23 protein-coding genes and 1 tRNA gene are annotated in these 24,858 nt (G+C 39.3%); 18 read left to right on the forward strand and 6 right to left on the reverse strand.

Annotation, left to right across the window (positions count from 1 at the left end; genetic code table 11):
* The first annotated feature begins 5 nt into the window (after positions 1–5).
* The 6 genes from DYI03_RS01125 (at position 6) to mutS (ending at position 6,413) form a co-directional block, all read left to right on the forward strand.
* Positions 6–395: a hypothetical protein gene (locus tag DYI03_RS01125; RefSeq protein ID WP_021669855.1), complete on the forward strand. Its 390-nt coding sequence runs from the start codon at positions 6–8 to the stop codon at positions 393–395.
* 381 nt (positions 396–776) lie between these two features.
* Positions 777–938 (forward strand): hypothetical protein, encoded by a 162-nt coding sequence (locus DYI03_RS13370; protein WP_004356087.1) that lies wholly within the window; start codon positions 777–779, stop codon positions 936–938.
* Complete coding sequence (locus DYI03_RS01130) at positions 928–1,707, forward strand: threonine/serine exporter family protein (protein WP_004356091.1); 780 nt, start codon at positions 928–930, stop codon at positions 1,705–1,707. The genes DYI03_RS13370 and DYI03_RS01130 overlap by 11 nt, the downstream gene beginning before the upstream one ends.
* Before the next feature lie 12 nt (positions 1,708–1,719).
* The gene (locus DYI03_RS01135) at positions 1,720–2,217 is read left to right on the forward strand and encodes a threonine/serine exporter family protein (RefSeq protein WP_021669857.1); all 498 of its coding nucleotides are present in this window, start codon (positions 1,720–1,722) and stop codon (positions 2,215–2,217) included.
* 14 nt (positions 2,218–2,231) lie between these two features.
* Complete coding sequence (locus tag DYI03_RS01140; RefSeq protein WP_004356102.1) at positions 2,232–3,140, forward strand: LysR family transcriptional regulator; 909 nt, start codon at positions 2,232–2,234, stop codon at positions 3,138–3,140.
* A gap of 606 nt (positions 3,141–3,746) precedes the next feature.
* The gene (mutS, locus tag DYI03_RS01145) at positions 3,747–6,413 is read left to right on the forward strand and encodes a DNA mismatch repair protein MutS (RefSeq protein ID WP_021669858.1); all 2,667 of its coding nucleotides are present in this window, start codon (positions 3,747–3,749) and stop codon (positions 6,411–6,413) included.
* Positions 6,414–6,591: 178 nt separating this feature from the next.
* On the opposite strand, the gene lgt is transcribed toward mutS, so the two are convergent.
* The 4 genes from lgt to pdxS all read right to left on the reverse strand — a co-directional run bounded on the left by lgt (position 6,592) and on the right by pdxS (position 10,192).
* Complete coding sequence (gene lgt / locus DYI03_RS01150) at positions 6,592–7,437, reverse strand: prolipoprotein diacylglyceryl transferase (RefSeq protein ID WP_004356115.1); 846 nt, start codon at positions 7,435–7,437, stop codon at positions 6,592–6,594.
* Between the two features lie 15 nt (positions 7,438–7,452).
* On the reverse strand, positions 7,453–8,556 hold the full coding sequence (gene ychF / locus DYI03_RS01155; protein WP_004356109.1) for a redox-regulated ATPase YchF: 1,104 nt from the start codon (positions 8,554–8,556) through the stop codon (positions 7,453–7,455).
* Positions 8,557–8,739: 183 nt separating this feature from the next.
* A complete protein-coding gene (pdxT, locus tag DYI03_RS01160) occupies positions 8,740–9,312 on the reverse strand; it encodes a pyridoxal 5'-phosphate synthase glutaminase subunit PdxT (protein WP_004358387.1) in 573 nt (190 codons plus the stop codon).
* A 4-nt stretch (positions 9,313–9,316) separates the two neighbouring features.
* The gene (gene pdxS, locus DYI03_RS01165; protein WP_004358395.1) at positions 9,317–10,192 is read right to left on the reverse strand and encodes a pyridoxal 5'-phosphate synthase lyase subunit PdxS; all 876 of its coding nucleotides are present in this window, start codon (positions 10,190–10,192) and stop codon (positions 9,317–9,319) included.
* A 441-nt stretch (positions 10,193–10,633) separates the two neighbouring features.
* Between pdxS and pyrE the strand changes: the two genes are divergently transcribed.
* The 12 genes from pyrE to DYI03_RS01225 all read left to right on the forward strand — a co-directional run bounded on the left by pyrE (position 10,634) and on the right by DYI03_RS01225 (position 23,452).
* Positions 10,634–11,266, forward strand: coding sequence for an orotate phosphoribosyltransferase (gene pyrE / locus DYI03_RS01170; protein ID WP_021669862.1), 633 nt, complete (start codon positions 10,634–10,636; stop codon positions 11,264–11,266).
* A complete protein-coding gene (locus DYI03_RS01175) occupies positions 11,267–11,680 on the forward strand; it encodes a polyketide cyclase (RefSeq protein ID WP_025064480.1) in 414 nt (137 codons plus the stop codon).
* 136 nt (positions 11,681–11,816) lie between these two features.
* Positions 11,817–12,638 (forward strand): GLPGLI family protein, encoded by an 822-nt coding sequence (locus tag DYI03_RS01180; RefSeq protein ID WP_021669097.1) that lies wholly within the window; start codon positions 11,817–11,819, stop codon positions 12,636–12,638.
* Positions 12,635–15,175, forward strand: coding sequence for a hypothetical protein (locus tag DYI03_RS01185; RefSeq protein ID WP_021669098.1), 2,541 nt, complete (start codon positions 12,635–12,637; stop codon positions 15,173–15,175). Before DYI03_RS01180 ends, DYI03_RS01185 begins: the two co-directional genes overlap by 4 nt.
* A 159-nt stretch (positions 15,176–15,334) precedes the next feature.
* Complete coding sequence (locus DYI03_RS01190) at positions 15,335–15,748, forward strand: polyketide cyclase (RefSeq protein ID WP_025064480.1); 414 nt, start codon at positions 15,335–15,337, stop codon at positions 15,746–15,748.
* A gap of 154 nt (positions 15,749–15,902) precedes the next feature.
* Positions 15,903–16,211 (forward strand): hypothetical protein, encoded by a 309-nt coding sequence (locus DYI03_RS01195; RefSeq protein ID WP_021669249.1) that lies wholly within the window; start codon positions 15,903–15,905, stop codon positions 16,209–16,211.
* A complete protein-coding gene (locus DYI03_RS01200; protein WP_004356237.1) occupies positions 16,208–16,789 on the forward strand; it encodes a hypothetical protein in 582 nt (193 codons plus the stop codon). Before DYI03_RS01195 ends, DYI03_RS01200 begins: the two co-directional genes overlap by 4 nt.
* Before the next feature lie 103 nt (positions 16,790–16,892).
* Positions 16,893–16,978 (forward strand) — tRNA-Leu (locus DYI03_RS01205).
* Between the two features lie 101 nt (positions 16,979–17,079).
* On the forward strand, positions 17,080–18,072 hold the full coding sequence (locus tag DYI03_RS01210) for a DUF4369 domain-containing protein (RefSeq protein WP_025064481.1): 993 nt from the start codon (positions 17,080–17,082) through the stop codon (positions 18,070–18,072).
* A complete protein-coding gene (locus DYI03_RS01215) occupies positions 18,072–19,613 on the forward strand; it encodes a YifB family Mg chelatase-like AAA ATPase (protein WP_115367869.1) in 1,542 nt (513 codons plus the stop codon). Before DYI03_RS01210 ends, DYI03_RS01215 begins: the two co-directional genes overlap by 1 nt.
* Before the next feature lie 712 nt (positions 19,614–20,325).
* Positions 20,326–22,128, forward strand: coding sequence for a hypothetical protein (locus DYI03_RS01220; RefSeq protein ID WP_021669253.1), 1,803 nt, complete (start codon positions 20,326–20,328; stop codon positions 22,126–22,128).
* Positions 22,129–22,243: 115 nt separating this feature from the next.
* Positions 22,244–23,452: a DNA/RNA non-specific endonuclease gene (locus tag DYI03_RS01225; protein WP_021669254.1), complete on the forward strand. Its 1,209-nt coding sequence runs from the start codon at positions 22,244–22,246 to the stop codon at positions 23,450–23,452.
* 220 nt (positions 23,453–23,672) lie between these two features.
* Here the strand turns inward: DYI03_RS01225 and DYI03_RS01230 are convergent, their stop codons facing one another.
* Together DYI03_RS01230 and DYI03_RS01235 are read right to left on the reverse strand one after the other, a co-directional pair.
* Positions 23,673–24,233 carry an RNA methyltransferase gene (locus DYI03_RS01230; protein ID WP_021669255.1) on the reverse strand — a complete coding sequence of 187 codons (561 nt, stop codon included), beginning with the start codon at positions 24,231–24,233 and terminating at the stop codon, positions 23,673–23,675.
* The gene (locus DYI03_RS01235; RefSeq protein ID WP_004356248.1) at positions 24,230–24,652 is read right to left on the reverse strand and encodes a SufE family protein; all 423 of its coding nucleotides are present in this window, start codon (positions 24,650–24,652) and stop codon (positions 24,230–24,232) included. The genes DYI03_RS01230 and DYI03_RS01235 overlap by 4 nt, the downstream gene beginning before the upstream one ends.
* Positions 24,653–24,858 lie beyond the last annotated feature (206 nt).

Below are 24,858 nucleotides of genomic sequence, written 5' to 3' on the forward strand. Positions count from 1 at the left end.
CAAACATGATACAACAAGATTATTTTCTCCGTTTAATCGAAGAGTTTGCCGTGGCATTGGCGAAGATGTTAAAAGTAAATCTTGACAAGCGCGACGATGCTTTAATGGATTTATACCGCCAATATGTGGGCGATTACACCCTCGTGCGCAACCTTAGTTTTGAGGAGTTACTCGACTATGCAACCAAAGAATGGAACGACCGAGAACGCATCGAGCGTTTGGAAATGGTTGCCGAATTGCTTTATGCCGAAGCAAGCTACAAGGCAAATCCCTTGCGCGATATGTTATACGGCAAGGCTTTCGAAGTTTTTTCCTATGTTGATGCCCACCACGGCGTTTATTCCATCGAACGAAAGAAGAAAATCAATCAACTTTCAGCTCTTCTAAAAAAATAATTTATTAGTAGACTTTAAGATAAAAGCTATTGTTTTGAACCACAAAACAGTAGCTTTATTTTTTTCGCAAAATGGGGACTTTACATCAAGCAGCAATAAATTTATCAAAGAAATATTTCAATAAAGTTAAGTTTTAAATTACAAAATGCGAACACAACTATTCAAAAAGCTAAATGCTGAAAGAAAAAAAGTAGCATTATTTAAATTTTAGCAAACTTATATCTATCATAAAGATAATTTGAACGACTTTTCGAAAGTTCGATACTAATTCTTTGCGATTGCCATTATCGAATTAATTCGTAGCCAAAGATTGCCCTACATAAAAATCCAAATTACCTTTGCAGCGTAAATAATTACAAATAACTTTAAAACAAAAAAATTATGAGTAGTCAAGTTATCATTTGGAGTTCAGTAATGTTGTTACTTTTGGTAGGTTTCATATTGCGCATTGCTATCACGGCACGCCTTACAAATGGTAATCAACGTATATTTGAAGTGTCAGACGAATACGATATTTACGATTGGAGCGACGATGAAGTCTAATTCGTCGTCATTTATAGGCGAAGCTAGCGGGTTTATCGCCGAATATGCAGCATGGCTTTATGGTTGTGGAGCAACTTGCGACCGCATAAAAAAGAATGTTGACCGTATTGTAAATAAGTGGAATTTAGAAAGCGAGCTTCTCATTATGCCTGGAAGCATACATTTAAATGTGTTCGACCCAACCACCAACCAGTCCAATGTGGTCATAAGACGAACACCGCACACAGGTATAAGTTTCTACAAAAATACACATTTGAGTAGATTAAGTTGGCGTATTGCCGATGGACGTATGGAGCTTAGCGAGGCGAGAAAGGTTTTGCAAGAGATAGAAAAAGCACCTTTTACCAATAAGTGGGCAGTGTTAATCCTTACTTCTTTTGCTAACCTTTCGTTCTGCCGCCTCTTTGGTGGCGACCTTATTGCCATGATTATTGTCTTTGTAGCAACGTTTGTTGGTTTTAAACTCAAACAAATTTTACTCGAAGACGGTATGAATGTAAAGTTGGTTTTCTTGCTTTGTGCTTTCTTTTCGAGTGTAATTGCCACTTCTGGGCATATTTTTGGCTTAGGTGAAAAGCCCGAAGTAGCACTCGGAACCTGTGTGCTTTACCTCATTCCTGGCATTCCTTACATCAACAGCATTAGCGATTTATTGACGGGTCAATACTTGGTTGCTTTCAATAGATTTATGGACTCCATGGTTTTAACGTTTTGTTTGTCAGTTGGTCTATCGGTCGGCATTTTATTAATGAATCTTCAATTGTTTTAATAATTACCATTTATGACATTTTTTCTTGAGATATTACAAGACGCTTTCTTCGGTGGCGTAGCAGGAATAGGCTTTGCCAGCATTAGCAATCCACCAAAAAATGCTTATAAATATTGTTTCATCATATCGGCAGTTGGGCATGGCACACGTTTCATACTCATGAATAACGAGTACCATAGGTTAGGTTTGGTCGTGGCAAGTTTCATAGCTGCACTTACCATTGGGTTCATGACCGTAGGAATGGCACGCAAAGCAAAATGCCCACCCGAAACTTTTTCTTTCCCATCGCTCCTGCCTATGATTCCTGGAATGTATGCTTACCGCACAGTGGAAGGTCTTGTGATGTGTTTATCAACCGATAATGAAGATTTATTCAACCATTATTTGTATCTTTGCACATCAAATGGATTTACATGCGCATTCGATATTCTTGGAATGGTGTTAGGGGCTACGCTTCCAATTCTTATTCTAAATAATATTTCGTATAAGGTAACGCGATATACAAACTAAAATAAGGGCGGATAATGGAATTAAGACAGTTACGATATTTCTTAAAAGTTGCCGAGTTACTGAGTTTTTCAGAGGCTGCAAAAAACCTTTTTATAACACAAAGTACACTATCTCAGCAAATAAAACAATTGGAAACCGAATTGGATACTATGCTCTTTGAACGCAATAGCCATGAGGTATCGCTTACCGAAGCAGGCGAAAAATTGGTAAGATATGCTGAAAAAGTAGTGGTCGATGCCGATGTTTGTCAGCAAAAAATGACTGATTTGAAAGGGCTACTTACTGGCGAACTCAACATTGGAGCAACCTATACGTTCGGTCCTTTGCTTACAGAAACGGTGTTAGAGTTTATGAAACAGCACCCCAATGTGCGCTTAAACATTGTCTATAAAACTATGGCTGAACTTATGGATATGTTGCAACGCCGTGAAGTAGACTTTGTATTGGCTTTTAAACCTACCGAAAAGAATGACAAAGTGGATAGTCATGTGTTATTCAACAACAAACTTGTGGCAGTAATGAGCGATAAAAATCCGTTGGCAACACGTTCTTCGCTTACAATCGAAGACTTACAAAACTGCCAAATGGCAATGCCTGCACACGGATTGCAAGCCCGAAATTCGTTTGAAGAAATGACCGATGATGGGCTAAATGGGATTAAAACACGATTGGAAATAAACGATGTGAACATACTCTTAAAGCTTGTTGAAAAAAGTAAACTTGTAACTTTACTTGCTGAAGCCACTCTCCACGGTGAGGAAGGATTGGTGGGCATTCCCTTAGAAATGCGCAATAACGATATGGAAGGGTGTATTCACCTTTTAAATCAAGCCTACGTGAAAAATTCAGCACGCGAGTTTTGTAAGCTATTGGGTCAGTCGCGCGCTATCATGAAGTATTCCTCGTTATCAAAACTACTTTGAGTTTTAATTTTAAAAACGTAATTATTTACTTTAAAATAGATTATTTTGCATTGCAGAATAGTCTATTTTTTTTTCATTAGCACAGCCATAACGCTTTCAATCTAACGAAAATGGAATTTTATAGCCCAATTCAAGTTATATACTTTTTCCTTAAAATCTATTTTAGTTTATGGATTTTAGAACAATCAATATTTTAATCATTTTTGAAAGAGCCTATTTTAGAGTTTAAAACCTATTGTTTTGCCGTTCAAAACAGGCTCTTTTGCATTACAAAACAATAGGTTTGAAAAAGGTAAATATAACTACTTGATTTTCAGTAATATACAAATTAGTCAAAATTTCCGTTATTAATCAGGTTTGAAAAGGGAAAATGTGGTTATTATATTTAACCAAATCGTTCTATTTTTCGGTATTGATGATAAATGAATAGTGGAGCGTTTCCACTTTGTTTTGTACAATATGTTGCAGTATTTAGACTTGAAATGGAGTGGAACTTTATTTGATTAACTCGCTTTAACTCGTTGTGAATAGATTATTTGCTCGTTTTTTTGTATTTTTGCAATTCATGTACAAACGAAACTCACAGTAAGAAAGGTAAAAAATATTATGGCAAAAGACAGCAAAGGACTTACTCCGATGATGCGACAATTCTTTTCTATGAAGGAAAAGCACCCCGATGCGTTGATGCTCTTTAGGTGTGGCGACTTTTATGAAACGTATTGCGACGATGCCATAGAGGCTTCCAAAATTCTTGGTATCACGCTCACACGCCGTAACAATGGGGCAGCAGCGGGCGACGAGATGGCTGGATTTCCACATCATGCCTTAGATACATTCTTACCAAAACTCATTAGGGCTGGAAAACGTGTTGCTATCTGCGACCAATTGGAAGACCCGAAGAAAAAACGTGAAGAACTCAAAGGGAAACGGGGCTTGTCGGCAGAAGACAAAATGGTGAAACGTGGCATTACAGAACTCGTTACGCCAGGTGTTGCTTTGGGCGACAATGTGTTGAACTATAAAGAAAACAACTTCTTAGCTGCAGTTCATTTTGGAAAAGGAGCGTGTGGTGTAAGTTTTCTTGATATTTCTACGGGCGAATTTCTTACAGGTGAAGGTACATTTGATTATGTTGAAAAACTTATTGGCAACTTTTCGCCAAAGGAAGTGTTGTACGACCGTGTTCGAAAGAACGATTTTGAACAGCATTTTGGTACACGACTCTGCACGTTTGAGATGGAAGATTGGGTGTTTACTGACCAATCGGCACGCCAAAAACTATTGAAACACTTCGGAACAAAGAACTTAAAAGGTTTCGGAGTAGACCATTTGACCAATGGAGTGATAGCAGCTGGCGCAATCATGCAATACCTTGAAATTACGCAACATACCAATATCAACCACATTACATCGCTCACACGCATTGAAGAAGAGAAGTATGTAAGGCTCGACCGCTTCACTATTCGCTCGTTAGAACTCGTTGCACCGATGCAAGAAGACGGCACTTCGCTGTTGAATGTTGTCGATAGAAGCATCACACCTATGGGTGGACGTATGTTGCATCGTTGGTTAATTTTCCCATTAAAGGACGTAAAACCGATAAATGAGCGATTGGAAATAGTGGAATATTACTTCCGTGAGCCTGATTTCCGCCAATGTATCAACGACCAATTGCATCGTATTGGTGATTTGGAGCGCATCATTTCAAAGGTAGCAGTGGGGCGAGTGTCGCCACGAGAGGTGGTTCAGTTGAAAACTGCCCTATGTGCTATCCAACCAATGAAGTCGGCTTGTCTTTCAACCAATAATGAAGCGTTGAAGCGGATAGGCGAACAATTGAATCTTTGTGCGTCAATTCGTGAAAGAATAGAGCAAGAAATAAAGCCCGACCCACCACAGTTGGTCAATAAAGGCGATGTAATAGCAACTGGTTATAATGCAGAATTAGACGAGTTGAGGGCGATTCGTGATAATGGCAAGCAGGTTTTGCTCGAAATTCAAGAGAAAGAAGCCGAGAAAACAGGTATAAACTCGCTAAAAATAGGGTTCAATAATGTCTTTGGATACTATCTTGAAGTACGCAATACGTTTAAAGATAAAGTGCCAGAGGACTGGATTCGCAAGCAAACACTCGCACAAGCAGAACGCTATATCACCCCAGAATTGAAAGAATATGAGGCGAAAATTCTTGGTGCTGACGAGAAAATATTAGCATTAGAAGCACGTTTGTTTGGCGAATTGGTGCAAGATATGCAAGAGTTTATACCGCAAATTCAAATCAATGCCAATCTTATTGCACGCTTAGACTGTCTCCTTTCGTTTGCAAAGGTTGCTGAAGAAAACAAATATGTGCGCCCTGTGGTCGATGATAGTACGATTATCGATATTAAAAAAGGTCGCCACCCAGTCATAGAAACCCAATTGCCATTGGGCGAAACCTACGTTCCCAACGATGTTTATCTGGACAATGAGCAGCAACAAATCATGATGATAACGGGACCAAACATGGCAGGTAAGTCGGCTTTGTTGCGCCAAACGGCTTTAATCGTATTGCTTGCACAGGTTGGAAGTTTCGTTCCTGCCGAGGGAGCAAGGGTCGGTTTGGTCGATAAGATATTTACTCGTGTGGGTGCTTCCGATAATATTTCGCTCGGAGAGTCTACTTTTATGGTAGAAATGACCGAGGCTTCGAATATTTTAAACAACGTTACACCACGCTCGTTAATACTTTTCGATGAGTTAGGACGTGGCACAAGTACCTACGACGGCATTAGTATTGCATGGGCAATCGTAGAATATTTGCATGAACAACCGCGTGCTTCGGCTCGTACACTCTTTGCTACGCACTACCATGAGCTAAACGAAATGGCAAAAATCTTTAAGCGAATTAAGAACTTTAATGTGTCGGTTAAAGAGTTAGATGGTAAGATTATTTTCCTAAGAAAGTTGGAAAAAGGGGGCAGCGAACACTCTTTTGGTATTCATGTTGCCGACATTGCAGGTATGCCAAAATCGATCGTAAAGCGTGCAAACGTAGTTTTGAAAGAGTTAGAAACCGACAATGCGCAAGTTGGAAGTGTTGGAAAGCCAACAGCAGAGAAACTTGAGAAGAGTAGGGAAGGCGTTCAGCTATCGTTTTTCCAATTAGATGACCCTGTATTATCGCAAATTCGTGATGAAATTATAGGTTTAGACATTAATAATCTAACTCCTGTTGAGGCTTTGAACAAGCTCAACGATATTAAGCGAATAGTACTACCGAACAGTAAATGATAGAAAGGGATTGAGAACTTCCAAAAATTGTCTTATAAGACAATTTAAAAAGTCTTATAAGACAATTTTAAGAGGATTGGCAGAAAATACGAAAAGTGAGCAAAAGAGAATGAAAAAAGCAGGAGAAATGTCCTGCTTTTTTGTTGTTTATACTCACATTATTCGATAGAACTTTATTCTATGCGTTGTATTCTTTGCCCTTTGAGCGCATAATAGACCATAATCCGAGCGCAATAAATGGGATACTTAAGATTTGTCCCATATCGATTGGCAATCCATTTTCAAAGGCTACTTGCACTTCTTTCGTGTATTCTATGAAGAAACGGAAGGTGAAAATGAGTGCCAAACACAAGCCAAAATAAAGTCCCGTGCCCACTTTCTTTGGATATTTCTTGTAGATAAGGAAGATAATCCAGAAGAAAACGAAGTAGGCAATTGCCTCATAAAGCTGCCCAGGGTGGCGTGGTTGGGTGTCTACATCGTAGAAAATAAACGCCCAAGGCACATCGGTTACTTTACCAATGATTTCGGAATTCATCAAATTACCCAATCTTATGAACACAGAGGTTACGGCAGAGCAGATGCCCATAAAGTCTAATACCACCCAAGCATTCATCTTTGTGCGCTTAATATAAAGGTAAAGACCAATTAAAAGTCCGATAACTCCGCCATGAGAAGCCAATCCTTGATAGCCAACAAACTTCCAACCGCCGCCAGCAAGGAACTTTATAGGAATGAAAATCTCTATAAAATGTTGCAAAGAGTCTAAAAAATCTTGTGGTTCATAGAAGAAACAATGCCCTAAACGAGCACCAATGAGTGCGCCAAAGAACACATAGAGAAACATGGGCTCAAACTTTTCATCGGCTATTTTGTGGCGTTTGAAGAGCCATTGCATCAAGAAATAACCCAAGCCTAAACCGATAAGCCAGCACATTCCGTACCATCTTATGCCCATAGACGAGCCAAACCGAACGATGTATTCGTCGGGTTGCCACGCAATGTAAAGTAAGTTGTCTAACATAAGGATTCGTTTTTATTAAACATTGAAACGGAAATGCATGATGTCGCCATCTTGAACAACGTATTCTTTGCCCTCTACTCCGAGCTTTCCAGCCTCGCGAATAGCAGCTTCTGAACCGTATTTCAAGTAGTCTTCATACTTAATCACCTCTGCACGGATAAAGCCTTTCTCAAAATCAGTGTGGATAACACCTGCACATTGTGGGGCTTTCCAACCTTTATGGAATGTCCATGCCTTTACTTCCATTTCGCCTGCGGTGATGAAAGTTTGAAGATTGAGCAAGTGATAAGCCTTGTTGATAAGACGATTTACGCCACTTTCTGCCAAACCAAGCTCGTCAAGGAAGAGTTTTTTGTCCTCGTAGCTTTCCAAAGACGCAATGTCTTCTTCCGTTTTAGCAGCTATAATCATAGCTTCTGCACCTTCTTCGGCAGCAATTTTCTCCACTTGCTTGCTGTATTCGTTACCTTCTTTTGCACTGGCTTCGTCTACATTGCAAACATAAAGCACTGGTTTTGTGGTAAGAAGGAAGAGGTCGTGAGCCGCTTGTTGTTCTTCTTTACTTTCAAACTGCACACTTCTTGCGTTCTTTCCTTGCTCCAAAACTTCTTTGAAAGCCTCCAAAACCGTTACCATAACCTTTGCATCTTTGTTGCCCGCATTGGCTATTTTTTGCTGCTTAGCCAATTGTGCATCAATGGTTTCAAGGTCTTTGAGTTGCAATTCTGTATCTATAATTTCCTTATCTTCAATAGGATTGACTGCTGCGCCACCCTCTCTCACGATGTTATCGTCCTCGAAACAACGAATAACATGGATTATAGCGTCGCACTCACGAATGTTGCCAAGGAATTTATTGCCCAATCCTTCGCCCTTGCTTGCACCTTTTACAAGTCCTGCAATGTCCACAATTTCGCAAGTAGCAGGCACAATACGTCCTGGGTGAACGATTTCTGCAAGTTTGTTGAGTCGCTCGTCAGGCACTGTTATCACACCTAAATTTGGTTCGATAGTGCAGAAAGGGAAGTTTGCTGCCTGTGCTTTGGCACTGCTCAAGCAATTGAAAAGTGTAGATTTACCTACGTTTGGCAGACCTACAATACCACATTTTAATGCCATATTCTTAAATAAACGTTTATTTTCTTTTGTGCAAAATTACACAAATAAATTGGAAAAGTGGAAAGAAAGCATCGATAATACGATTTACGCCTCGCCTTCTCTTCTTTTCTAACCCACTTAAACACAAAAAACTCGGCTTCTGTTAATAGCAAATAGAAGCCGAGTTTTTTGTATTTAATGTCTTTATTTCAACATACTTGCGAACAATTCGTGTATGCGAGTGTCCTCTCCCAACTCTGGGTGAAACGCTGTAACGAGCTGATTGCCTTGGCGTGCTGCGACAATATGTCCGTCCACTTCGGCTAAAACCTCAACTCCCTCGCCAACCTTATCAATGTAAGGCGCACGAATAAAAGTCATTGGCACAGGTTCGGCAATGCCCTTCATCGGAGCAATGGCTGCAAAACTGCCCATTTGTCTGCCGTAAGCGTTGCGACAAGTTGAAATATTCATGGTTGCAAAGCGGTCGTATGGACTTTTAGCGTCCTCAACTTCCTTTGAAAGAATTATCAATCCTGCGCAAGTACCATACACTGGCAATCCGTTTTCAATGTCTTTCTTGATAGGTTCAAACAAGTTGAGTTCATGTAATAGCTTCAACATCACGGTACTTTCTCCACCAGGGATAATTAGACCGTCCTTTTGTTTGTCCCAATCAGATGCTTGGCGCACTTCAAATGTTTCGTGTCCTAAGCGTTGCATTATTTTTTCATGCTCAGCAAATGACCCTTGAAGTGCTAATATAGCAATTTTCATACGTTTATTTGCCACGTTCAGCCATGAGAACAGCAATCTCGTTCTCGTTGATACCTACCATTGCTTCGCCAAGGTCTTCGCTCAATTTAGCAATCATCTTAGCATCTTGGTAGTTGGTAACTGCTTGAACGATAGCACGAGCGCGCTTTTCTGGGTTGCCAGACTTGAAGATACCAGAGCCAACGAATACGCCTTCAGCACCTAATTGCATCATCAAAGCAGCGTCAGCAGGAGTTGCAACACCACCAGCAGCGAAGTTTACAACAGGAAGTTTGCCGTTATCGTGAACATATTTCACCAAATCGTAAGGCGCACGGAGTTGTTTTGCTGCTTCGTACAATTCGTCTTCACCTAAAGAAGTGAGGCGACGCATTTCTGTTTGAATCATGCGCATGTGGCGAACAGCCTGAATGATGTCGCCAGTGCCTGGTTCACCCTTTGTACGAATCATTGTTGCACCTTCAGCGATACGGCGCAAAGCCTCGCCTAAGTCCTTAGCACCACACACGAATGGTACTTCAAATTCGTTCTTGTTGATGTGGAAAATATCGTCAGCAGGAGAAAGAACCTCGCTCTCGTCGATGTAATCAATTTCAATGGCTTGAAGAAGTTGTGCTTCAACGAAGTGTCCGATACGAACTTTTGCCATTACAGGAATGCTCACAGCCTCTTGAATGCCACGAATCATCTTAGGGTCGCTCATACGAGAAACACCACCAGCAGCACGAATATCAGCAGGAATACGTTCCAAAGCCATTACTGCGCAAGCACCAGCAGCCTCTGCGATACGAGCTTGCTCTGGAGTTGTAACGTCCATAATAACACCACCTTTAAGCATTTGAGCCAAATTACGGTTCAATTCTTGTCTGTTCTCTTTCATAGTTATATTTCTTTTTTATTTGTTTTATTTATGTCATGATGCGTAAAATGCAGCGCAAAGATACCATAATTTATTGTATTAGCCAAATGTTTATTCTGAAATGGCTAAATAATGTGTACAAAATGGAAAGGGAATTGTGTTTTTCAGTTTTCCAAATAAAATAAATTGAATGCTTATATATATGCAAAAAGTGGAGAAATAGGCGCAAATTTTAACACGAAATCAGTCGTATTCTAATCCATTAGCTATCAGCAAGTTACACCAAAACCATTTTTTGTCCTCAAAAAACCTATTGTTTTGCGCTTCAAAACAATAGGTTTTGGAACGCAAAACAGCCTATTTTGAAATGTATTCGACGAAAGAAGTAAAATACATTACGGTTCGTTTTGAATATCATGCGAAAATAATTACCTTTGTAACAAAATAAAAAAAATACTACTAATGGAAAATTTAAAGAAAGCATTTGCAGGCAAACTTTTGGGCATTAAAGCCATAAAGTTGCAACCTAACGACCCATTTACATGGGCAAGTGGCTGGAAATCACCATTCTATTGCGATAATCGCAAAACTTTGTCTTACCACGATGTGCGTTCGTTTGTAAAACTCGAACTCGTTCATGCCATCTTAGCTAACTTCCCTGAAGCTACCGCAGTAGCAGGTGTGGCTACGGGAGCTATCGCTCAAGGCGCATTGGTGGCTGAAGAATTGGCTTTGCCATACGCTTATGTGCGTCCAAAACCAAAAGATCACGGTATGAAAAACCAAATAGAAGGCGAAATTCCACAAGGTTCTAAGGTGGTAGTAGTAGAAGATTTGATTTCTACGGGCGGCTCTTCGCTCAAAGCAGTAGTAGCATTGCGCGAGGCAGGCTTCGAAGTTGTCGGCATGGTAGCATCTTACACCTACGGTTTCCCTATCGCCGAACAAGCCTTCAAGGACGCAAATGTGAAACTTGTAACCTTGACCGACTACCAAAACGTAGTGGAAAAAGCAATGGAAATAGGTTATATTAAAGAAGAGGACATTCCTATGCTCGACGAATGGCGTAAGGACCCTGAAAATTGGAAGAAATAAATGAGTAAATTTGAAAGTAGCATAAAGCAAATTCCCTATCCTCAACAAAGTGTTTACAACATGTTGAGCGACTTAACGAATATTGAACGAGTAAAGAATAAAGTGCCTGAAGACAAGCTGAAGGACATGACTTTCGATAAAGATTCTATCGCTATCAGTGTTGCACCCGTTGGACAAGTGTCTATGCGCATCATTGAAAGAGAAGAGCCTAAGACCATTAAGTTTGCAAGCGACAACTCTCCCATGTCGTTCAACTTCTGGATTCAGATACTTCCAGTAAGTGAAACCGAATCAAAGCTGAAACTTACCATCGATGCCGATATTCCTTTCTTTGCAAAAGGAATGGTATCAAGTCCTTTACAAGAAGGTATTGAAAAGATAGCCGATGCGTTAGCAATGATTCCATACGAATAAAAGCACTGAAGCCCATCGCTAAAACCAATGGTGGTGGGCTTCTTCGTTGCCCTTTAAACAACACTATTGCATATTATTTAAATCTGGAATTTGTGGGGTTGGATAGTACACAATTACGTTATACAATAAAACGCCTATGAAATATAGATACAAAATAATACTCATATTTTTAGCTGCCGTGTTTAAACTAAGCTCTATTTGTGGACAAACAGACACGGCTACGCTAAAAATTAGTTATAAAGCAGCATTTAAGTCTTGTGTAGAACGTCCGCAGCTGTTCGATGATATGATATTATTGGTTGGAAAGCACAGCAGCAGTTTCTATTCTGCCACTAACATAACACAACAGCAGACATTAGACAGTGTGGTACAAACCACGGGCGGAAATCTTTCTCAGGTTCTAGCAGCAAGTTCCAAGATGAGAGCAAGTTCTAAATTAGGACAACATTATGTAGTATTGAAGAACTATCCCATAGCAAACAAACTTACTTATACCACAGAACTTGTGGGGAATACAGCCTTTAAGTATGAGGAGGATATGCCAACGTTAGACTGGGAACTTTTAGATGGCGACAGCATCATTGCCGAATATAGTTGCAACAAGGCAAGAACGGCTTTTCGTGGCAGAGTATGGACGGTATGGTATACGCCCGACCTTACCATAAGTGAAGGACCTTGGAAACTATGTGGATTACCAGGACTGATACTGAAAGCAGTTTCTGACAATGCCGAATATACTTTTGAATGCACAGGCATACAAAAAGGACATGGAGAAAAGATTGCTATTGCTAAGAAAAACTTTATAAATACAAATGCAGCCGACTTACAGAAACTCGAAGTTCTTACTGCTACCGACCCACAGGAAGCTATCATCAGACTCAAAGGTGTGCGTGGCAGCGGTAACATAAAGAAAAGAAAGTTGACTCCTTTGTTGATAGAAGATTTGAACAAGAAATGAAGCAAGCATTTCTTATATGGTTAATTCTCTTGTCTGCCATCACGGCAAAAGGTCAAATACTTACAGGGCAGATTGTATCTACACAAAACACATCTGTTGAGCGTGCTGCCGTGTTTTTGAAAAACGGGAAACAAACCATAGCTTACACTTTTTCAAGCCCTAATGGTAGCTTTTCCATTGATGCCAAAGGAAAAGAGTTTCGCATAATAGAGGTAAGAAAGATGGGCTACGAAACAATTTCTTTGTTCATATCTGATTTCAAGAATGGGCAACATATTGTATTGCAAGAGAAAACAAACGAACTGAAAGAGGTGGTAGTGAAGTCGCAGAAGGTACGCCAAGAAGGCGATACGCTTAACTACCTTGTCAATTCTTTTAAAACTAAGCAAGACAGAACCATAGCCGATGTATTAAAAAAAATGCCAGGAATAGCCATTAACGAAGATGGATCCATAGAATATCAAGGCAAGAAAATCAATAAGTTCTATATTGAAGGAATGGATTTACTTGGTGGAAAATATACACAAGCATCAGAAAACATTGATGTGAACAAAGTAAAGAAAATACAAGTCTTCGAGCGTCATCAACCAATCAAAGCATTGAAAAACACCAGTTTCAGTGAGCAAGCTGCACTGAATATCGTTTTGGGAGATAGCGCAAAGAACGTATGGACACATACCATAGACCTTGCTGTTGGTATGGCAATGGACAGGAAGTCTGACTTCCTCTATAACAATAGGCTTTTTTCTATGTTCTTCTCGCGAAAAGTGCAAAGTATCAGCATGTATAAAAACAACAACACAGGTAAGAATATTGGACAGGAAGTGTCGCCAATGGCTGCCTATTTAGACGACTCTGCTCCCACAGACGGCGGAATTCTCGCCAATATTTCATTGCCAGCACCCGATATAGAAACTGCTAGAAGCCGATTTAACCAAACACACCTGTTTGCTACAAATTGGCTTTTCAAGACAAAAGGCAACAACGACTTGCGACTACAGTTGGATGCAATGGCAGACAAGACTATACAAAGGCGAACAACTTCAACCATCTATACAATGGCAGGTAGCAAGGCAATCATGGAAGACGTGTCGGCACAAAGCCATCACAACGCACTCAATGCAGAGGTGCTGTACAAGCAAAATACGGATAAGCAATACCTTACCAATGATTTGCGAGGATATATAGACTTCGACCAAAGCGATGGTACATCGCTATTGAATGGTAGAAATACTCGCCAATATGTAAAGCCCCGTCAACGCTATCTCACCGACAAACTTTCCTTCATCCGAAACCTTAACGGTAAACATTCTATTTCAGCGAATGCCTATCTCTCATTAAATTATGCACCAGATTTGCTGTTGCTGTCAAATGAAACTACCGAACGATTGGAAAAACATAGCATATTGGGCGGATTTAATACTTATTGGGGACATAAAGTGGGCAAATTTCATCTGAACTACGATTTTGGAACAGATGCAAAATTACAACGAATGAACATCGAATATGATAGCATAAGTGCGAAACGAAGATATAGTGAATGGAGGAGTTTCGTTCGTCCTACATTCAGTTATAAGTCGAACAATATTCATCTCACAGCCAGTACACCGCTTTACTGGACAGAGCGATATTACGGAAGTCAGCATAAAAGCACGCTTACCATAGAACCACATTTATATATATCTGCCATGCCTACACCATCGTTAACGCTTATGGGTATCTATAACTATGCATGGCGACCTAATGAGTTTTCCTCAACGATAGACATTCCTTTGTTTACAGACTATATAACGATGCGACAAGGTTACGGGAAACTAGACTATACGCTGTCGCATTTTCTTAGAACCTCTGTAGAATATAAAGACGTGTTGAAGGGTTTCTTTGTCAATATAGGCTATAGCTTTACCAATATACGAAACCAACGTATGTATTCGCAACGTGTTATAAACAACTCTTATCAGACGTTTGCAACAGATTTTACAGCAAATAGTACCACACATGGTATAGATGGACGAATGAGTGAAAGTTGGAACATTGCACATTTGACAACTATCCTTGGCTATTCCTACAATTGGAGCAACTATAAGATGCTTATTGGAAATAGCTTTGTACCTTTCCAAACGCAATCTGCTAATATCTCTCTTTCCTTTTCGTTGCAACCTATTGAGTGGTTCTCCATAGAGGAGAAGAGTGTTTATCGTTATATAAGGCAACTATCAAAGGGTAATGCAGCATTCAATATTAACCCCTTGCGTTCTTTCAGTCATCAGTTGAAGTGCTTTCTTATGCCTGGTAATTTCCAAATAGAGTGGAATAATGAGTTGTACCATAGCAACGACCATTCAGTCTCGTTCACATACTTTGCCGATATATCCGTATATTATCGTCGTAAACGTTACGAAATAGGACTTGTCTGCAATAATCTTCTAGGCAAGAATAAATACATCCGACAGCAAATAACCGACACTCAACAGATATATACAGCTACGCAATTAAGAAGTAGAGATATTTTGCTGAAAATAATGCTATCATTGTAAAGATAAACAGGGCATCCAGTTATTATAAATAATTTAAAATCAAAAAGAAATGAAAAAAAATATTTTCGTTGGTACTAGCTCTTAGTTTAGGTATCTCATTAAAAACGCTTGTTGTTCGCCAGAAAGCAGCTATTTTGCACTCTAAAAGAGAAGAAATAAATGAGTAAATTTGAAAGTAGCATAAAGCAAATTCCCTATCCTCAACAAAGTGTTTACAACATGTTGAGCGACTTAACGAATATTGAACGAGTAAAGAATAAAGTGCCTGAAGACAAACTGAAGGATATGACTTTCGATAAAGATTCTATCGCTATCAGTGTTGCACCCGTTGGACAAGTGTCTATGCGCATCATTGAAAGAGAAGAGCCTAAGACCATTAAGTTTGCAAGCGACAACTCTCCCATGTCGTTCAACTTTTGGATTCAGATACTTCCAGTAAGTGAAACAGAATCAAAGCTGAAACTTACCATCGATGCCGATATTCCTTTCTTTGCAAAAGGAATGGTATCAAGTCCTTTACAAGAAGGTATTGAAAAGATAGCCGATGCGTTAGCAATGATTCCATACGAATAAAAGCACTGAAGCCCATCGCTAAAACCAATGGCGGTGGGCTTCTTCGTAAGGTTTATATAACTGAAAAACTGCAAAACAGTAATAAAAAAGAGCCGCGTTTGAAAAAATATTCCTATCTTTACAATCTTATATCGAAATAAAAAGATTGTAAACAATGATGAAAGAAATATTAAAAGACTATTATCAGATATTTTTATCGTGTCCTTTGGGCGGATTAATGCAAGCAGAGCAGACACATAGGGCAGAAAAAGTGCAAACATGGAGCGAGAAATCTTACGAGGAAATGCCCGATTTAAACGAAGTGAAAGACTTTATTGAAACCTGTCCTTGCCCTATTTTTCCTGAATTTGTAGACCGAATTTTGCAGCCAATTATAGCGATTGAAACGAAAAACGGAAAAAATGCAGCGCAAGAATACAAGGAAGAACTCATAGAAGAAGGAATTATCAACGAAGAAGAATGAAACGTTTTATCCCCAAAACATTGGCTTTATTAGCTATCGTTACCCTCGCAGCTTGTAACGATAACATCGATTTTGAGTACAGCGACTATCATTGCAACCTCACAATCGACAATAGTGTGCATTTAGACCCCACACTCGCTTCGGCAATGAGTCCACTTTCGCCAGGCGTTTTTACAACCATTAAACCCTTATACAAGAATAGTTTATATTATTTTGAGTTTAAAAACAATCAAGGTTTAAGCTCCGAAAAACGTTTTAATGCCATTGATGAACGCTTGAATAGTCAGCGCAGAGTTGGATTAAACAATGGCATCATCGTGGGATATGGCAACCTTGACAATCCTGCACGCTTCTTTGCGTTCGATTTGCAATGTCCAAATTGCTTTAATCCCAGTAGTATACCCATTATTTCCTATGAACTTAGCGTAAACGGAGCAGGCATTGCAACGTGTAAAAACTGCAAGCGTACCTACAATTTGAATACAGGCGGCAATATCGTTTCGGGCAATTCGGGTAAGTCTATGTCCCGTTATAGAGCGCAAAGTGGCGGTCCTAATGGTATTTTGCAAGTGTATTAAAGGTTTTTAGTCCCGATTTTAGAGAAAAATGCAACGTAAGTTACAAAAAAATATCGATTATTTTGTTCAATTCGATATTTAACCTTATCTTTGCACTCGGTTTGCCGCAATGGTGGAATTGGTAGACACGAGGGACTTAAAATCCCTTGGCCAGTAATGGCTGTGCGGGTTCGAGTCCCGCTCGCGGCACTTATGAAACGTAGGCTCATGCTTACATGTTAGAAAAGCAAGAAGGAGCAGTTTGTTTCGATTGCTTTTTCTCATTTATACACCCTATAAACTTCCCACTTATGAAGCAAATAGTTTATTTTTTCTTACTATCTTTACTATTGGTTTCGTGCGGTGGGCGCAGCGGATATTTTAAAATTGACGGCAGATTGCTGCACATTAATCAAGGCGAACTCTATGTTTATAGTCCCGATGGGGCTATCGAGGGGCTTGATACCATAAAGATTGAAGGTGGTCGCTTTACTTACGAAATCCCATCTCAATACAATGGCACCTTAATCATTGTTTTCCCAAACTTCTCAACCCACGCTATTTTTTCTGAACCAGGAGGCTCTGTCGAAATAAAAGCCGATGCTTCACACTTAAAAGAAATGGAAGTGAAAGGCACAGACGATAATGAACTCATGACACAATTCCGCCAACAGGTGGCTACAGCATCGCCTCCTGAACAAGAAAAGTATGCCATTCAGTTTGTGAAAGACCACCCAGAATCGCCTGTAAGCGTGTTCCTTACCGAAAAATACTTAGTGGCTGCCAACGGAGGAAGCTATAAACAGGCTGCCGAATTGATTGCGTTAATGCTGAAAGAACAACCGAAAAATGGTTCATTGAATAGGTTAGCAATGCAAATTACTGCCCTTCAACAAGGGAATAAGGGAAAAAAAATGCCTAAATTTACTGCCAAAGATGTCAATGGAAACATGCTAACAAATGCCAATTTATTAGGAAAAGAAAGCTATATTCTTACATGGAGCAGTTGGAACGAAGATAGTAAAGACGCACTAAATACCTTAAACACCTTGTATCAGAAAGGTTATGTGAAAGCAATTTCCATTTGTTTAGACCCTTCTTACAAGGAAGTAAAGAAATATTTGACCGATAATAACATCACCATTCCAACCATTTGCGACGGAGAAATGTTGGAAAGTAAACTTGTAAAAACATTGGGTCTTACGTCAATACCCGACAATTATAAAATTGTAAACGGACAAATTACCGACCGACGGGTAACCTCTAATACGCTAAGACAAAGACTTATAAAGCTCGATTTATAATGCTTGTAAAAACATATTGTGCTGCTGTCAATGGATTAGAAGTGAATACCGTTACCGTTGAAGTCAGCATTACGAGGGGAATTATGTACCACCTCACAGGACTTGCCGATGTTGCAGTGAAAGAAAGCCACGACCGTATTGCAGCAGCATTGCTCAATAATGGCTACAAATTTCCTGTTGCAGACATTACAGCCAACCTTGCGCCTGCTGATTTGCGTAAGGAAGGAACCAATTTTGACCTTCCGCTTGCCATAGCAATCCTTGCTGCAAACGAAAAAATACAAACTAATCATCTTGCAAAGTACATGCTGGTGGGCGAATTGAGCCTTGATGGAACCCTTCAACCCATAAAGGGTGCGCTGCCCATTGCCATAAAAGCACGAGCCGAAAAGTTTAAAGGACTCATTGTTCCGAAAGCTAATGAACACGAAGCTGCCGTAGTTGATACTTTGGAAGTGTACGGCATGAACAATATTGGCGAGGTTATTAGCTTCTTAAACGATGCTTACGAACAAGCTCCATGCGTGGTGGATACCCGAAAAGAGTTCTACGAAAATCAATATACCTCCGACCTTGACTTTGCAGATGTGCGTGGACAAGAGAATGTTAAGCGTGCTTTAGAAGTGGCAGCAGCAGGTTCTCACAATGTCATTATGATTGGTCCACCAGGCAGCGGTAAGAGTATGATGGCAAAACGCCTACCTTCTATCCTTCCGCCTTTGGCACTTTCAGAAAGTTTAGAGACCACTCAAATCCATTCAGTGGCAGGAAAATTACAGAAAAACATGGGGCTAATTACGCAACGTCCCTTCCGTAGTCCGCACCATACTATATCCGAAGTGGCTTTAGTAGGAGGTGGTGCAAACCCTATGCCAGGCGAAATTACATTGGCACACAATGGAGTTTTGTTTTGCGATGAGTTGCCTGAATTTAATAAACACACCCTTGAAGTATTGCGACAACCCTTGGAAGACCGCGCGATAACCATTTCTCGTGCCAAATACACCGTAACTTACCCATGCAGTTTCATGTTTGTGGCTTCCATGAATCCCTGTCCTTGTGGCTATTACGGTGATGTTACCCACCATTGTGTCTGTACTCCTGGGCAAATACAACGTTACCTTTCCAAGATTTCAGGACCACTTCTTGACCGAATTGACATACAATGCGAAATCGCACCTCTACCATTTAAAGACCTCTCACAAGCAAAATCGGGCGAAGCAAGTGCCGTCATTCGGGAACGAGTATTAAAGGCTCGTGCCTTGCAAACGGCTCGTTTTAAGGATTATCCCAATATTCACTGCAATGCACAGATGTCGGAACGCATGATACACGAGTTTGCTGAACCCGATGAACAATCCTTAGAATTGCTCCGTTCAGCGATGGAACGTTTAAAATTATCGGCTCGAGCCTATAATAGAATCTTAAAAGTAGCACGCACCATTGCCGATTTAGACGATTCCGAAAAGGTGAAAGTCCACCATATTGCCGAAGCAATTGGCTATCGAAACCTTGACCGTGGCGATTGGGCAGAGCGATAATTTTTGTAATTCGCATTTTTCGAAAACCTTTATCACCCACTTTTGAAATAAAAAGAGTCTGCTTTGAATTAAAAAATAGGCATATTACCCAATTGACTTACACTTCAAGAAAGATATAGAATAATATCCGTAAAACTGAAAGAAATATTTGTAAAACTGAAAAATATATTATACTTTTGTAATCGAAGTATGGTTAGGGGCTGAAAAAACCTTACCTATGGATAAACAATAACTTAAAGTCATCTGTTAATAGCATGATGGTATGAAGTCCTTGGCATGCTCGTCTTATATTTAAAGATGGTATTGCGTTGTGAGTCGTAATCACATTAACGAAGGTATCATACGTTACAAAAAAAGTACAAACTAAAAAAAAAAACGAATATTCATCACGCAAGCTATACTCACAGTATAGCTGAAAGTCGATTTTAAAGGTGTCGTTAATTGAAGTCCAATATGCTTTAAAGCATTGATTGAGTGGCTGAAATGGCGGTACCTTAATTTTGGGCAAAGGTTATTATCAAGAAAACTAATTAGACAAAATTCTAAAAATGTCGAAATAGTAGGATGTAAAGTGAACGTTGCTCGGAATAAATCGGTGTTTAATGGAGATGCTCCTAAAGAAAATTAGAAACAAATAGTATAGATATTATAAAAAACATGACGGACTAATGTCCCTACAAAGGGATATGGTCTTAATAAAATCTACAAAATAATGAACAAAAAATTAAAACTAACATTGATGCTCACCTTGTTGCTGCTATGGAGTGGCGCAGTGATGGCACAAAAACCTGTGTTTACTGAAAGATTTAATACCACTAAAGGCGAAGGTGGTGTAGAAGGGAATTGGAGTAAGCCTACAAGAACAACTAAAGAGATAACGCCAGATAATCAAGATGTTTGGAAATTTAAAACTTGCAGTTCTGCAAATGAATGCATTAAAGTGGGTAAAGGGAAAGAGATTGGTACTGCTACAGCATCAATTTCGAATGTAACAAAAGCCAATAAGCTGACTTTTAAAGCTGCTGCATTTGGCAAACAAACTGATAGTAAAGTGATTGTTACAGTAAAATCTAGTGAAAAAACTATTTTCACTAAGACCGAAGAACTTGAAAAAGAGAAATATATAGACTTCACTTTGCCATTCAACACTGAGGTAACAGGCGAACTTACTATCGTTTTTTCAAGTGTAAAGGGTAAAATGTTCTTCCTTGATGACGTTATTGTATATGCTGAAGAAGGTACTCAACCTGACCCAAATCCTCACCCAGATGGTGAAGAAGTTGCTGTACCAACTATCGAAGGAATAGCTAAGTTGAAGGAGCAGACCGATAATACCAAGGTTCGATTATTGATTAAGCCTGAAGAAAACGCTCGTGTTATTTTAGCAGAAAACGATATTGTCTATCTTCAAGATGATAATCATGCCGTAGCCATTAGCAAGGTCGTAGCTGAAAAATTCACTACAAATTTTGCACACAATCAGCATGTAGCTGGCTGGATACGTGGTATGAAAACGACCATTAACGGAGTTACTACATTGCAAGCAACCACTGAAACCAATGCTGACAGCCTACTTATTGCCAATCCTGTAACCGAAATTAAAACAGAACCAAAGAATTGTACAGCTGCCGAAGCTAAAAAACATGTTGGCGAATGGGTCAACATACAACTTGTTAGTGTAAAAGGTGAGAATGGAAACTATACGCTAAATGCAGATGACAACACTCAATTGACTTTGTCTGAAGCTACTAAAGAAGTTGTGAAAAATATGATTTACGATGGTGCTTTGGTTGATTTAGCAGGTGTTATAACCCTTGAAAACAACGAAAAGTTGCTACTTCACGCCGTAACTGCCGATGGTTACAAACCATTGACTTACGTTGTGAGCGAGAATAAGCCATATAAATCAGTTCCAAGCACAAAGAATAATGTTAATATTCGCCTTGACCGTGAGTTTATTTCAGGCGAATGGACTACACTTTGCCTACCATTCAATGCAACTATCAACAATGCTTCTATCCATGAGTTCGACCATATGGACGGAAATACAATGTGTTTCAAGAAAGCAAATGAGATAAAAGCTGGTGTTCCTTATGTAATAAAGGTGAACGAAGACAAAGTAAATATTGCAGCAAAGAACATTACGCTTGAACCAAAAGGTGATTTGACCGCAGGAGATGCAACTCATAAGATAGTAGGAACGTATGGAATTAACCCAATGTCTACCGATGGTAACCAATTCACTATGGACAAAAATGGTAACCTATTAAAGGCTAATACCGAGAATAAAGCTACCATCAAAACAACTCATGCTTACTTTATGGCTAAAGCTGGATCTACTATCGAAAAGCTTTTGCTTGAAGGTACATCTGCAGGAATTGTTGAAACCCCTCACCAACCAATCGCTACGACACTTCGTGTTTACACTATCGATGGTAAATATCTTGGCAACTCAACAAACAATCTTCCTAAGGGTATTTATATCGTGAACGGAAAGAAATATATTATTAAATAAACGATGAGCGTAACCTACTGACAAATTCTTTAAAATAGCATTTGTCAGCAGGGGACAACAATTGCAACATCGTTTAAAAAGGAAACATATTCTAATATAAACATCATATTTAAAAATGAAAATACGTATATTATTAATAGCCATTCTTTCGGTGGTTTTACAAAATGTTCAAGGTCAGAACGCTAACCGTAAAGAAAAAAATATCAACACTAAACTTACCATTCAGTTAAAGAATGGTGAAACGAAAACATACCTTAATTCTGAAATAGATTCGATAGTAAAGATTGGCGATTTTGGTGTAAAGGTTTATCTGAAAAGTACTCCAAAGAAATCTGTGGACTATCTTGCATCACAGTGGAAATCAATCACATATCCAGAAAAAACATCTAAAACAGAGAATACTTCTGGTAATGTTAATCGTAACATTGTCGATACTGAAGCACATCGTTACGCTTATCGTTTAGAGTATCCTCGCCTCGATTTAGCTAAGAATATGCAGGTTATTTATCATGAATACGAATTAAATGGAAAGATGTACCCTAACTTGAACATTGAGTGGGATAACGATTTGCGCAGCAACCACTGGACAGCGTATTATATGTGTGCTGCAAATTCTGTTGATAATCATTTTAGTCGTCCAAGCAAATTTCTTGAAGACCCTAAATTAGATTCAAAATACAGAACGCATGAGGAGGAATTTAAAGGAACAGGATTTGACAAAGGACATCTCTGCCCTAACAATGACAAACAAGTAACTAAAATACAACAAAAACAAACCTTCTATCTGTCAAATATTCAGCCTCAATATCATAATCACAATACTATGATTTGGAAAAATCTTGAAGAGTTTGTAAGAAAATATCTTAATGTTGATGATTTTAGAGATACTCTTTTCGTAGTACGTGGAGCAACTATTGATAAAAAGAATATAATTTCAGAAGAAAATTTAGAATATCATATTGGAGAAGAAGTAACGAAAGGAGTAGTAGTAAAGAAACTATGTAAATTACCTATAGCACGTTATTTTTATATGGCTTTCCTCTGTAAGAAAGGTGATAAATGGAAGGCTGTGGCCTTTATTACAAAACATACTAAGAGTAAAAAGTATTGCAAGGGTAAAAAGCATTGGGGTGATTATGCTATCACCATTGATAAACTCGAAGAATTAACAGGCATAGATTTCTTCTGTAACTTAGATGATAAGTTAGAAGAAGAAGTGGAAAGTAAGGCTATTACCAAGGAAGATTGGCCTATGTTAGAAGTAACAGATGGTAAAAAATATGGTTGGGATTTAGAGGCACCATGGCCAACTGATATTAAATGAAAACGCTAATTTATAGGCAACTAATACATTTTCATTGTTTTCAAATAAGTGAACATTGAGAAGTGTGTTAGAAATAAATTCAATATTCAATTCAAACATTTACCCCTTGAAAAGTCTTAATGATTTTTCAAGGGGTAAATGTTTTTATGTTGTTGTGCTGTTTTTAGGCTAATTTATAGAACCAGCCTTTAATTTGAGAAACCTATTTTTGTGTAAAATATTACTCCAATAGGAGTGCATGAGCAAACTCCCAAATGACGATACCAGCGGTTACGCTGACGTTGAGCGAGTGTTTGGTGCCAAATTGTGGTATTTCGAGGCAGTTGTCGCTTAGGTCTACAACCGATTGTTTCACACCTTTTACTTCGTTACCCAATACTACTGCGTAACGTTTTTCGCTGGTTTGTTCGCTTGTTATGGGGGCTACTTGTTGCGAAAGCGTTTGCAATTTTGTTGAACCCTCCACTTGCTCCACACTATAAACGTAATAACCATTGGCTTTTAGCTGCTCAATGGCTTCTTCAGTAGTAGGAAAATATTGCCAATCGACTGAATCTTCAGCACCTAAAGCCGTCTTGTGGATTTCAGCATTTGGGGGCGTTGCAGTGATACCACATAGGTAAATGGATTTGACACGAAAGGCATCAGACGAGCGGAACACACTGCCCACATTGTGCAAAGAGCGCACATCGTCAAGCACAACGATGAGTGGCATCTTTCGACTCTGCTTAAATTCCTCAAGCGAGAGACGGTTCATTTCTATGGTGCGTAGCTTTCTCACGCTTCTTTCACACTAAATGCTAAGGCGTATGCCTTGATGCGTTTTACCATTGAGAGTAATCCGTTGCTGCGCGTAGGGGAAAGGTGTTGATGAAGCCCTATGCGCTCAATGAAATAGAGGTCGGTATCGAGAATTTCTTTCGGTGTATGATTGCTCACAACACGTATTAAAAGTGCGATAATTCCCTTTGTAATGAGTGCATCGGAGTCGGCTGTAAAGACCAAATTGCCGTCTTTCATGTCGCATTGCAGCCACACACGACTCTGACAACCTTCGATAAGGTTTTGTTCGTTCTTATGTTCAGCACTCAAAGCGTCCAAATCATTGCCCAAATCGATGAGCATTTGGTATTTATCCATCCACTCTGAAAACTCTGAAAACTCTTCAATGATTTCGTCTTGTATTTCGTTTATTGTCATTTTTGATAGGTGGGTTCTAAAAATTAGCTTTGTTTTAATTTGGTTTTCTTTTTTGTGAACAAATTGTCAATGAGTAAGGGCGCATAGCGGGCTATGCAATCGAACGAATTGGCGATTTGAGCCAAAAAGAAAACAAAGGGAAAACAAAACGTAACCCATGATTTAATTATGTTTCTTTGCGGTGGTAATTTTTATAACCCACCTAA

It is taken from the genome of Prevotella disiens (assembly GCF_900454955.1).
In the GTDB taxonomy this organism is placed as follows: domain Bacteria; phylum Bacteroidota; class Bacteroidia; order Bacteroidales; family Bacteroidaceae; genus Prevotella; species Prevotella disiens.